This window comes from Microbacterium sp. SCPM-O-B-15248 (M128), assembly GCF_058214835.1.
Window position 1 is genome coordinate 1 of the sequence record NZ_JBYQLI010000010.1, and the last position, 10,622, is coordinate 10,622.

The window sequence follows — 10,622 nt, forward strand, 5'->3', positions numbered from 1 at the left end:
CATACAACGCCGTCACCTACCTGCTGCAGCCGTCGTGCTGAACCGAGGCGTGAGCTCACCCCAATAATCGCAGTCGCGGTCGGCACCAGAACGGACGGTGCCGACCGCGAGCCGATCACGACGGGAGCTCATGCCGCGAGTCTCAGTGGCGGTCTACTGTGGAAAGGTGCAGCAACCGGCGGACGACACCGTGCCTCGTCTGCGCGTCGTCACGCGGGAACTGCCGCCGATGGACGACGTGCTCGACTACACCACCGGCTACGACCCCCTGTTCTGGAGTCGCCGCGGCGAGTCCCTCGCGGGTTTCGGCGACCTGCTGACGATCCGCTACACCGGCTCTCAGCCGGGTGACACGACGATCGCAGACCGCTGGCGGCGGATCGCCGCGGCCGCCGAGGTCGATGACCCGGTGAACCTCCCCGGAACAGGTCTCGTCGCATTCGGGTCGTTCGTCTTCGACCCCCGCTCGGCGCGCGAGAGCGTCCTGCGGGTTCCCGGCACGATCGTGGGACGCCACGGCGGTCGCGCGTGGGTCACGCGGCTGGCCTTCGCCGACACCCCCGACGAGCCCGAACCCGAGCTGCCGCCCCGCTCCCCGTTCGGTCCGCACTGGTCGGCCACGCTCGGTCCCGGGAGGCAGACCGCCGAGGGATACCAGGAGGCCGTGCACCACGCCGTCGAGGCGATCGGAGTGGGTGAGGTCCGGAAGGTCGTGCTCGCCCGCGACATCGTCGGCACCGTCCCCGCCGGATCCGACCTGCGCCGTCTCGCGCGGTCGCTGCTGGAGGGGTACCCCGACTGCTGGGTGTTCGCCGTCGACGGCCTGATCGGTGCGAGCCCCGAGACCCTCGTCACCGTGTCCCGGGGCACGGTCACCGCCCGGGTGCTCGCCGGGACGACCGCGCGCGGCGGCGACGCCGACAGCGACGTCGCCGCCGCGCTCGCACTGACCGAAAGCGCGAAGGACCAGGAAGAGCACCGCTTCGCCGTGCAGAGCGTCCTGGCGGCCCTCCGCCCGCACACGTCGGCACTCGCCGCCGCCGAGGAGCCCTTCACCCTGAAGCTCCCCAACGTCTGGCACTTGGCCACCGACGTCGAGGGAGAGCTGTCCGAAGCGGCATCCTCGCTCGATCTCGTCGCCGTGCTGCACCCCACCGCGGCCGTCGCCGGGACCCCCACCGCCACGGCGATGGAAGTCATCCGACGCCTGGAGCCGTTCGACCGCGGGCGCTACGCCGGAGCCGTCGGCTGGATCGGCGCCTCGGGCGACGGCGAGTGGGCCATCGCCCTGCGGTGCGCGCAGATCGATCCCGCCGCGCCGTCGTCTCCGACCGCCCCGATCACCGCCTACGCCGGCGCGGGGATCGTCGCCGACAGCGTGCCCGAGTCGGAGCTGCTCGAGACACGCGTGAAGTTCCGGCCCATCGTCGAGGCGCTCGCGTAGGACTCAGGATGCCGCGAGGCGCTGCTTCTCGGTCTCGATGTCGTAGTCGGCCGCGGGCCACTGCGGGTCGATGTCCGCGAGGGCGTCGATGAGCAGCCGCTGCACGGCGAGCCGCGCGTACCACTTGCGGTCGGCGGGCACGACGTGCCACGGGGCGAGCGGCGTCGAGGTCCGTTCGAGCGCCACCTGGTAGGCATCCATGTAGTAGTCCCAAAGGGCGCGCTCGTCGACGTCGGACGGGTTGTACTTCCAGTGCTTGTCCGGGCGGTCGAGGCGTGCGGCCAGACGGTCGCGCTGCTCCTCCTTCGAGATGTGCAGCATGACCTTGACCACCCGGATGCCGAGCTCGGCGGCCTCGGCTTCGAAGGCCGTGATCGCGCCGTAGCGACGCTCGATCTCGTCGGCGGGCGCCAGTTCGCGCACGCGCCCGATCAGCACGTCCTCGTAGTGCGATCGATCGAAGACACCGAGGCGACCGGCATCCGGGAGGCGCTTGCGGATGCGCCAGAGGAAGTCGTGCGACAGTTCTTCGGCCGTGGGCTTCTTGAACGAGGCCAGCTCGACCCCCTGCGGGTCGACGGAACCGACGACGTGCTTGACGATGCCGCCCTTGCCCGCGGTGTCCATCGCCTGGAGCACCAGCAGCACCGATCCGGTGGCCGTTCCGGCGATACTCTGCGCGAAGAGGCGTTCCTGCAGGTCGGACAGCGGCTCGACGCCGGCATCGAGGTCGGCCTTTCCGTGCTCCTTGTCGCCGTCGTACCCCGGGGTCGACCGGGTGTCGATGTCGGCGAGACGGAAGCCCGGCGCGACGCGGAGGGCGTCGGCGACGGGCGTGGACCAGCGGTTCGGCGTGCTCATCGTCACATCGTGGCGGGTGGGAGCGTGCCGCGCCAGAGGTTGACGGCCCCCGGCTCAGCGCTCGAGCGGCACTTCGATGAGCTGTCGTCCACCCGCGGGCGCGGTGAGAGCCTGGTCGAGCGCGACCCGCGTGGTCACGCGGCGATACTCCCACCCGTAGGCGAGCGCAAGCTGCTCGAGCCGGGCGTTCTGGGGGGTGTACTGCACGCGGCGCATCACGTCGTCACCGGCCACGGCGGCGACCTCGAGCCCGTCGAAGATGGTGCCCCCGCCGTCGTTGCCGACGATCACCTGCAGGCGCGGCTCGTGCTCACCGGGCGGGAGGAGCAGCGCGCCGACGTCGTGCAGGAACGCCAGGTCGCCCAGCAGGACGCGCGTGACGCCGGGACGCTCGCCGTCCTGGCTGGCCACGGCCACCCCGGTCGCGGTCGCGATCGTGCCGTCGATGCCGGCGAGCCCGCGGTTGGCGTGCACCGCGACCTTCTTGCCGCCCAGCACGTCGTCGGCGACCCGCACGAGCCGCGACGAACCGAACACGAGCCGGTCGTGCGGCCACGTCGCCCGCCACAGCGCGTCCACGAGGGCCGCCCGATCGACGGGGGCCCGGATGACCTCGACCTCGGCGTTGAGGGCGCCCAATCGCTCGTGCGGCACCGCGGACGACAGCCCGTCCGCATCGGGGGCGGGCGGGGTCAGGTCGACCGCGGCGGCGCGCGACGCGCGCATCCACTCCCCCAGCCACACCCGGTCGGCCTCGCCCGTCGCCTGCACCGCGTCGACCGCGTGCGTCGCGCCATTGAGGTTGACCGGCTCGCCCGGACCTCGCACCGCGATCACCTCCACGTCGTCGCGACCGAGGAGGTGCGTGACCTCACGGCTGAGGGTGGGGTGGCCGAACACGACGACGCGCTCGATGCGGTCGCCCAGCCCCGGGGCGCGGAGCAGAGCGCGGTACGAATGGACGACGTGGCGCCCGAACCGTGCGCCGCTGACGATCTCGGCCACCAGGGGAAAGCCGCCGTGGTGGGCGAGGTCCTCGGCCGCGGGCCCGGCATCCGCTCCGGCGACGACGACGGTCCGCGGCCCCGGGACGAGGGCGAAGGCGGCCTCGGGCTCGGGCGGCACGTCGGCGATGCCGATCCCGCCCCCGCCCTGGTACAGGGCCCCGGATGCCTCGTCGTCGGCGACCGCGTCGACGGGAGCCGGACGTGCGGCGCGGGCGATCAGCCACTCGGGGGACGCTCCGGCGAGCGGCTCGCGGAGAGGGATGTTCAGGTGCACCGGACCGGCGGCGCGGGTGCCTTCGCCCAGGGCCGCGGCGAGCGCCGTCGCCGCGACGGCGTCGAAATCGGCGGTCTGTTTCGCCGTGGCATCCGGATCCACCTTCTCGGGGACCGGGAGATCGGCCTCGTACCGGACGGCCGCGCGGAACAGGCCCGGCTGCCGCGTCGTCTGATTCGCACTGATGCCCCGCAGCTCGGGCGGGCGGTCCGCGGTGAGGACCAGGAGCGGGACCCCCGCGTGGTGCGCCTCGAGGACGGCGGGAAGGAGGTTGGCGACGGCGGTGCCCGACGTGCAGATCACCGCGGCCGGCATCCCGCTCTCGCGAGCGATGCCGAGGGCGGTGAACCCGGCGACGCGTTCGTCGATGCGCACGTGCAGGCGCACGAGACCGGCTCGCTCGAGGTCGGCGGCGACGAGCGCGAGCGCCTGCGAGCGGGATCCGGGGCTGACGACGAGGTGACGCACGCCGCGCGAGACCAGGCCCGCCAGGAGGGCGGCGGCCGCGTCGGTGGCCGGGGCCGAGGCACCCCGTTCGGTCGGTGCCACGGTCAGCCGACGGCGCCGCGCTGACCGCGGCCGTCGTCGTCCGTGCCCGGCTTGCCGCCGGGGCCGTCCGTGTTCGGGCCCGGCGCCGGGGGCGTGTCCCGCGGGTCGTCGGCCTCGGAATCGAGCTGCGCGAGCTCTTCTTCGAGCCGGCGGATCCGCTCGTCCTGATCGGCTCGGGCGCGAGCGGAGAGGCCGCCGAGGAATTCGGGGTCGTCGTCGGGGGCGCGGCGCAGCAGCGGGCGACCCGCACGGCCGCGACCGATGACGAACCACAGGATGCCACCGAGCACCGGCAGCACGATGACGATCACCATCCACGCGGGCTTGCTGACCCCGCGGTGGCGGGCGGCCGGTTGGACGGCGCAATCGACGATCGTGTAGACCCAGAACGCGGTCGCCACGAGCGCCAGGATCAGCAGCAGGCGTGCCATGCACCGATTCTACGTGTGCTGCCTGGACACGGGCCGGGCGCCGGGGCCTGAGGCGGCGGTCGTAGAGTGGGGGGTATGCGTGCCCGTTCCGCCCTGGTCTACACGGTGCTGCGTCTGCTGGCGTTCCTCGTGCCGCTGGGCGTGCTGCTGCTCTTTCCGATCTTCCGCGAGCTGCCGTGGCTCGCCGCGGTCTTCGCCGCCCTCATCGGCCTGAGCCTGTCGCTGCTGTTCTTGCGCCGCCCCCTCGACCAGGTGACCGGCGACCTCGCCGACCGCCGCGAGGCACGGCGCGCGGCGAACCGCCGCACCGCGGCCGAGGCGGACGCCGACGCCGAGGATGCCGCCGTCGACGCCACGCGCGACGAACGGCCCGACGCCGCCCGCTGAACGCCCGGGCCGGTGCCCGCTCAGGCCACGAACGCCCAGAAGAGCAGGGCGCCGTACGCGACCGACGTGAAGCTCGTCACCTGCAGGGCCGTGACGAGCTCGCGCGGTGCGCGGTAGGTCCACACGATGAGGGTCGCCGCTAGTGCGCCGAGCAGGGCGATCAGGGTCAGCCACGCGACGGGATACACCAGGGCGAGGAACACCGCGATGCCGAAGGGGGCGAGCACGAACAGCGTGAACAGCGCTTGCGTGGCCCGGCGGCCGATGAGCACCGAGAGGGTGCGCTTGCCCGCGAGACGGTCCTGGTCGATGTCGCGCAGGTTGTTCGCCAGCAGCACGGCACAGGCCAGCAGGCCCGCCGCCACCGCGCCGAACCACGCCTCCTGCGTCAGCGACTGCACCTGCAGCCACGTGGTGCCGAGGGTCGCGACGAGTCCGAAGAAGACGAAGACGAACACTTCGCCGAGCGCGTTGTAGCCGTACGGGCGCTTACCTCCGGTGTAGAACCAGGCAGCGACGATGCACGCCGCCCCCACCGCGATGAGCCACCACTGTCCGGTGCGGATCACGAGCGCGAGACCGATGACCGCGGCGAGGGCGAAGAACGACAGCGCGACGATCAGCACCGTTCGCGGCTTTGCCTTCTTGCCGCCCGTCAGCCGGCCCGGTCCGACACGGACGTCGTCGGTCCCGCGGATGCCGTCGCTGTAGTCGTTGGCGTAGTTCACGCCGATCTGCAGCGCGAACGCCAGCGCGAGGCACGCCAGGGCGATGACCCAGTGGAAGCGGTCGTCGACGAGTGTCGCTGCCCCCGTGCCGATGAGGACGGGCGTGACCGCCAGCGGAAGGGTGCGCAGCCGCGCGGCCGCGATCCAGTCGCGCGCCGTCGCGGGGGTCGCTGCCCGCGGCGCGGGACGCTGCGCTTTCTGGGGGTTTCCGCCGGGACGTCGTTTCGGTGCGGGACGCGAACGCTTGCGAGACTGTGCTGCCACGGAGGGACAGCCTAATTCCTGGCGGAGCCGAACCGACGCCGGAGGGCCGCCCGGTCGGGTTTGCCCGAGGTCAGCAGCGGCAGCGCGTCGATCGTGATGACGCGTGCCGGGCGGGCGACCGCGCCGACGGCCGCGGCGACCGCCTCCCGCACGCGGGTGAGCAGCACCTGCTCGTCGAGGCCGGGCGCTCCCGCGACCACGACCGCCGATCCCTGGCCCCACCGCTCGTCGGCGACGGGCACGACCACCGCCGACTCCATCCCGGGGAGCGCGCGCACCGCGGCCTCGACGCGGTCGAGCGAGACGTTCACGCCGCCCGACACGATGACGTTGTCGAGACGGCCCGTGATCCTCAAGACGCCGTCGACCAGTTCGCCGCCGTCCCCGGTGCGGTACCACCGGACGCCCGCGGCATCGGTCGGGAACACCTCCCCGGTGCGGTCGGGATCCCCCACGTATCCGTCGGCGAGGGTGGGACCCGAGATGCGCACCTCGCCGTCGACGATCGCGAGGTCGACGCCGTCCAGGGGGACGCCGTCGTAGACGCACCCGCCGCTCGTCTCGGTCGATCCGTAGGTGCGGACGATCCGCGCCCCGACGGCGTCGGCGCGTTCGCGCAGAGAGACGGGCAGAGCCTGACCGCCGATGAGGATGCGCTCGAAGGACCGCAGCGCCCGGGCGACCTCGGCGTCGGTCTCGGCCGCATCCAGCAGGCGCTGCAGTTGCGCGGGCACGAGCGAGGTGTAGGTGGGCACCCGGGAGCCGTTCTCGTACGAGGCCATCCCGAGGGCCGCGGCCGCGAAGGGTTCGGGGCGGAAGGCACCGGAGAGCACGGCGGGCTCGCGCCCGGCCGCCAACGCCCGCACCAGCACCTGGACGCCCGCGACGTACGTCGCCGGCACAGCGAGCAGCCACGCGCCATCGCCGATCCGTGCGGCGGTCGCGAACGCGCTCGCGATGAGCGCGTTGCGGCCGATCGCGACGGACTTGGGCACCCCGGTCGACCCCGACGTCGTGATGACCACGGCGGTGCCGGCGGGCACCTCGGCCGGCAGATCCGTCCCCCCGCCGAGGCTCACGGCGGGCCCGGCCCCGAGGACCGCGTGTCGGAGCGTCCGCAGGACGTCGCGCGGATCCTCGGATGCCACCGCCTCGAGTCTCACGGGAGCACCGGGCCGCGGCATCCGGGGCTCAGTAGTGCCACGGGACGTCGGACCAGTCGGGGTCGCGCTTCTCGAGGAACGAGTCGCGGCCCTCGGCGGCCTCATCGGTGCCGTAGGCCAGACGCGTGGCCTCGCCGGCGAAGATCTGCTGCCCGACGAGTCCGTCGTCGACGGCGTTGAACGCGAACTTCAGCATGCGCACGGCGGTGGGCGACTTGGTGAGGATCGTCCGTGCCATCGCCAGCGCCTCGCGCTCCAGATCGGCGTGCGGCACGACCCGGTTGACCGCCCCCATCTCGTAGGCGCGTTGGGCGGAGTACTCCTCCGCGAGGAAGAAGATCTCGCGGGCGAACTTCTGCCCGATCTGCCGGGCGAAGTACGCGGAACCGTAGCCGGCGTCGAACGAGCCGACATCGGCATCCGTCTGCTTGAAACGCGCGTGCTCCGCGCTCGCGATGGACAGATCGCAGACGACGTTGAGCGAGTGCCCACCGCCCGCGGCCCACCCGGGGACGACCGCGATGACCACCTTCGGCATGAAGCGGATCAGCCGCTGCACCTCGAGGATGTGCAAGCGTCCCGCGCGACCGTGGTCGGCGACCGCGGTCTCGTCGTCCGAGTACTTGTAGCCGTCTCGTCCGCGGATGCGCTGGTCGCCGCCGGAGCAGAACGCCCACCCGCCGTCCTTCGGACTCGGGCCGTTGCCGGTGAGCAGCACGACGCCGATGCGGTGATCCTGCCGGGCGATGTCGAGGGCCCGGTGCAGCTCGTCGACCGTATGAGGGCGGAAGGCGTTGCGCACCTCCGGCCGGTCGAAGGCGATCCGCGCGATGCGGCCGTCGTGCGTGACGTGCGCCGTGATGTCGGTGTAGTCCTCGGCACCGGGCGCCAAGGTCCACTCCGCCGGGTCGAAGATGTCGGAGACGGTCATGGGATCAGGCGTTCTTGCTGTCGCGCCAGGCCAGCCAGCGCTCGATGAGCGAGTAGTCCCACTCCGGGCCCGAGAAGCCGAGGGTGAACAGACGCGTTCCGGCGTCGTACAGGGCGTCGGCCATGTCTTCGTCACGGTCCTTGAGCTCGTTCGAGACGAGGAGCCCGGACAGGTCGCGCTCCTCGGTCTCGGCCCACCGCTGGATGACGTCGAACTTATGCGGCAGCTCGTCGGGGGTGACGAAGCTGTGCCAGATGTCGGCGTGCCGGGCGACGATGCGCAGCGTCTTCTGCTCACCCTTGCCCCCGATCATGACGGGGATCTTGCGCGTGGGGGCGGGGTTGAGCTTTCCCCAGCGCTCGACGATGCGGTCGAGGTCGCTCGCGAGGGCGTTCAGCCGCGAGCCGGCGGTGCCGAAGTCGTAGCCGTACTCGTCGTAGTCGCGCTGGAACCAGCCCGAGCCGGTGCCGAAGAGGAAGCGGCCGGTGTCGCCGCCCTTCTTGCTGATGTGATCGATCGTGCGGGCCATGTCGGCCTGCAGGTCGGCGTTGCGGTAGCTGTTGCAGTTGACGAGGGCGCCGAACTCGACGCGCTCGGTCTGCTCGGCCCACGCGGCGAGCATCGTCCACGCCTCGAAGTGCTCGCCGTCGGGGTCCCCGTAGAGCGGGAAGAAGTGGTCCCAGTTGAACAGGACGTCCACGCCCATCTCCTCCAGACGGAGGACGGCGTCGCGGATGTCGGAATACTGCACGTGCTGCGGCTGGATCTGGACGCCGAGCCGGACCGGGGTGTCGAAGAGCATGGGCCCAGCCTATTCCCGGGGCTCCGGACGGAGGCCAGGATGGGACGATGAGCCCGCTCCCCCCTCTCTCCGACGTCCTCGCCACGGCGCGGGTCGTCGCCCTCCCGCTCGCGACCCGCTTCCGCGGCATCCGGACCCGGGAGGCCGTCGTCTTCGAGGGCCCCGAGGGATGGACGGAGTTCTCCCCGTTCGTCGAGTACGACGACGCCGAGGCGGCGACGTGGCTGGCGGCCGCGATCGCCTTCGGATGGCATCCCGCTCCCCCCGCGGTGCGCGCGAGCATCCCCGTCAACGCGACCGTGCCCGCCGTGGCGGCGGCAGAGGTCGCCGCGGTGCTCGCCCGGTACGACGGATGCCGCACGGCCAAGGTGAAGGTCGCCGAGCCCGGTCAGGTGCTCGCCGACGACGTGGCGCGGGTGCGGGCGGTGCGCGAGGCGATGGGTCCCGAGGGCCGCGTGCGGGTGGACGCGAACGGCGGCTGGAACGTCGACGAGGCCGAGCGCGCCGTCCACGCCCTGGCCGGATTCGACCTCGAGTACGTCGAGCAGCCCTGCGCCGAGGTCGAGGAGCTCGCGGAGCTGCGCGAGCGCATCGGCTACCTCGACATCCCGATCGCCGCCGACGAAAGCGTGCGCAAGGCCGCCGACCCGCTACGCGTGGCCCGGGCCGGCGCCGCCGACCTACTGGTGATCAAGGCGCAGCCGCTGGGCGGCGTGCGCGCGGCGATCGCGATCGTGGCGGAAGCCGGCCTGCCCGCCGTGGTTTCCAGCGCCCTGGACACCTCGATCGGCCTGTCGATGGGGCTCGCCCTCGCCGCCGCGCTGCCCGAGCTGGAGTACGACTGCGGGCTGGGCACCGCCGCCCTGTTCACCGCCGACGTCGTCGCCGAGCCCTTGCGCCCCCGGGCAGGCGCCCTGGCGGTCACGCGTCCGTTCCCGACGACGTCCGGGCTCGACCGCGTCGAGGCTCCCGCCGATCGGTGCGACTGGTGGCTGCAGCGGCTCGCGCGGTGCTACCGGATCCTGGAGGCGGACGTCACTCGAGGATGAGCGCCACGATGTGCGAGAGCCGGTGGGCGAGATCGCGGCGTGCGCCGTCAGGGTCGCTTCGCGTGATGAGCGCGTGCTCCGACACCGACACCCACGTCGACAGCAGCAGATCCGTCGCTTCGTCGAGGGGCACGCGCAGCGCGAGGCCGCGCGCGTGGGCGACGTCGCGGATAAGGTGCGAGACGTTGTCGGACAGCCCCCGGTCCAGCGCGAGATAGGCCTCGGCGAAGTCGGCGTTGCGCAGCGCCTGCATGCGGATCTCCGCGCCCAGCAGCACGTCCAGCCGATCGTGTCCGGCGACCTCGAGCACCTCCTGCACGAGGTTGCGCACTTCCATGTCGGCATCCAGGCCGCGTACCTCGAGCGACTCGATGCGCTCGCGGACCGCCGACAGCGTCGTCTCGCCGGAGCGTTCGCACAGGGCGAGGAAGAGCTCCTCCTTGGACGCGAAGTTGGAGTAGAAGGCACCACGGGTGAATCCGGCGCGTTCGCAGATCGCCTCGACCGATGAGGCGTCGATGCCCTCTTCGGCGAACATCTGGGCCGCGGCATCCATCAGGCGCGTGCGGGTGTTCTCGCGTCGACGCGACGGCGCCGGTGCCGTGTCGGTCATGCCCCGACTCCTTCTGGCTTCACGGGCGAGACTCAGGTTGATGCCCACCCCGAGTCACTACGATACATTGTTGTATCCGATACGGTGCTGTATCGACCATCCGCCGACTTTCCGGGAGC

Annotated in this window: 11 protein-coding genes; 3 read left to right on the plus strand and 8 right to left on the minus strand. The window is 72.2% G+C overall.

Translation table 11 applies throughout. The features are described 5' to 3' along the window. Positions 1-166 precede the first annotated feature (166 nt). Entirely contained in the window at positions 167-1,444 is a 1,278-nt protein-coding gene (locus tag AC3E6M_RS14990; RefSeq protein ID WP_490530402.1) for an isochorismate synthase, read from the plus strand. 3 nt (positions 1,445-1,447) lie between these two features. Here the strand turns inward: AC3E6M_RS14990 and AC3E6M_RS14995 are convergent, their stop codons facing one another. The 3 genes from AC3E6M_RS14995 to AC3E6M_RS15005 are packed head-to-tail and all read right to left on the minus strand — an operon-like array spanning position 1,448 to position 4,566. Further along, complete coding sequence (locus AC3E6M_RS14995) at positions 1,448-2,305, minus strand: polyphosphate kinase 2 family protein (protein ID WP_490530403.1); 858 nt, start codon at positions 2,303-2,305, stop codon at positions 1,448-1,450. 54 nt (positions 2,306-2,359) lie between these two features. Further along, positions 2,360-4,135 carry a 2-succinyl-5-enolpyruvyl-6-hydroxy-3-cyclohexene-1-carboxylic-acid synthase gene (menD, locus tag AC3E6M_RS15000; RefSeq protein ID WP_490530404.1) on the minus strand — a complete coding sequence of 592 codons (1,776 nt, stop codon included), beginning with the start codon at positions 4,133-4,135 and terminating at the stop codon, positions 2,360-2,362. A 2-nt stretch (positions 4,136-4,137) separates the two neighbouring features. Next, entirely contained in the window at positions 4,138-4,566 is a 429-nt protein-coding gene (locus AC3E6M_RS15005; RefSeq protein ID WP_138174276.1) for a PLD nuclease N-terminal domain-containing protein, read from the minus strand. Positions 4,567-4,641: 75 nt separating this feature from the next. Between AC3E6M_RS15005 and AC3E6M_RS15010 the strand changes: the two genes are divergently transcribed. Then, a complete protein-coding gene (locus AC3E6M_RS15010; protein ID WP_138174274.1) occupies positions 4,642-4,953 on the plus strand; it encodes a DUF4229 domain-containing protein in 312 nt (103 codons plus the stop codon). 20 nt (positions 4,954-4,973) lie between these two features. Here the strand turns inward: AC3E6M_RS15010 and AC3E6M_RS15015 are convergent, their stop codons facing one another. The 4 genes from AC3E6M_RS15015 to AC3E6M_RS15030 are packed head-to-tail and all read right to left on the minus strand — an operon-like array spanning position 4,974 to position 8,841. Then, positions 4,974-5,945: a 1,4-dihydroxy-2-naphthoate polyprenyltransferase gene (locus AC3E6M_RS15015; RefSeq protein ID WP_490530405.1), complete on the minus strand. Its 972-nt coding sequence runs from the start codon at positions 5,943-5,945 to the stop codon at positions 4,974-4,976. A gap of 11 nt (positions 5,946-5,956) precedes the next feature. After that, positions 5,957-7,108: an AMP-binding protein gene (locus AC3E6M_RS15020; RefSeq protein ID WP_490530406.1), complete on the minus strand. Its 1,152-nt coding sequence runs from the start codon at positions 7,106-7,108 to the stop codon at positions 5,957-5,959. A 28-nt stretch (positions 7,109-7,136) separates the two neighbouring features. After that, complete coding sequence (locus AC3E6M_RS15025; protein WP_490530408.1) at positions 7,137-8,039, minus strand: 1,4-dihydroxy-2-naphthoyl-CoA synthase; 903 nt, start codon at positions 8,037-8,039, stop codon at positions 7,137-7,139. Positions 8,040-8,043: 4 nt separating this feature from the next. After that, positions 8,044-8,841: an LLM class F420-dependent oxidoreductase gene (locus AC3E6M_RS15030; protein ID WP_490530409.1), complete on the minus strand. Its 798-nt coding sequence runs from the start codon at positions 8,839-8,841 to the stop codon at positions 8,044-8,046. Positions 8,842-8,888: 47 nt separating this feature from the next. Here AC3E6M_RS15030 and AC3E6M_RS15035 point away from each other — a divergent pair, with 47 nt between their 5' ends. After that, entirely contained in the window at positions 8,889-9,890 is a 1,002-nt protein-coding gene (locus tag AC3E6M_RS15035) for an o-succinylbenzoate synthase (protein WP_490530410.1), read from the plus strand. On the opposite strand, the gene AC3E6M_RS15040 is transcribed toward AC3E6M_RS15035, so the two are convergent. Next, complete coding sequence (locus AC3E6M_RS15040) at positions 9,877-10,503, minus strand: TetR/AcrR family transcriptional regulator (protein ID WP_138174262.1); 627 nt, start codon at positions 10,501-10,503, stop codon at positions 9,877-9,879. The genes AC3E6M_RS15035 and AC3E6M_RS15040 overlap by 14 nt on opposite strands. Positions 10,504-10,622 lie beyond the last annotated feature (119 nt).

Excerpts from the sequence above, each read along its gene's own strand:
- AC3E6M_RS15010 (WP_138174274.1), top strand. The coding sequence starts at position 4,642 with ATGCGTGCCCGTTCCGCCCTGGTCTACACGGTGCTGCGTCTGCTGGCG.
- AC3E6M_RS14995 (WP_490530403.1), bottom strand. The coding sequence starts at position 2,305 with ATGAGCACGCCGAACCGCTGGTCCACGCCCGTCGCCGACGCCCTCCGC.
- AC3E6M_RS15035 (WP_490530410.1), top strand. The coding sequence starts at position 8,889 with ATGAGCCCGCTCCCCCCTCTCTCCGACGTCCTCGCCACGGCGCGGGTC.
- AC3E6M_RS15005 (WP_138174276.1), bottom strand. The coding sequence starts at position 4,566 with ATGGCACGCCTGCTGCTGATCCTGGCGCTCGTGGCGACCGCGTTCTGG.
- AC3E6M_RS15030 (WP_490530409.1), bottom strand. The coding sequence starts at position 8,841 with ATGCTCTTCGACACCCCGGTCCGGCTCGGCGTCCAGATCCAGCCGCAG.
- AC3E6M_RS15040 (WP_138174262.1), bottom strand. The coding sequence starts at position 10,503 with ATGACCGACACGGCACCGGCGCCGTCGCGTCGACGCGAGAACACCCGC.
- AC3E6M_RS15025 (WP_490530408.1), bottom strand. The coding sequence starts at position 8,039 with ATGACCGTCTCCGACATCTTCGACCCGGCGGAGTGGACCTTGGCGCCC.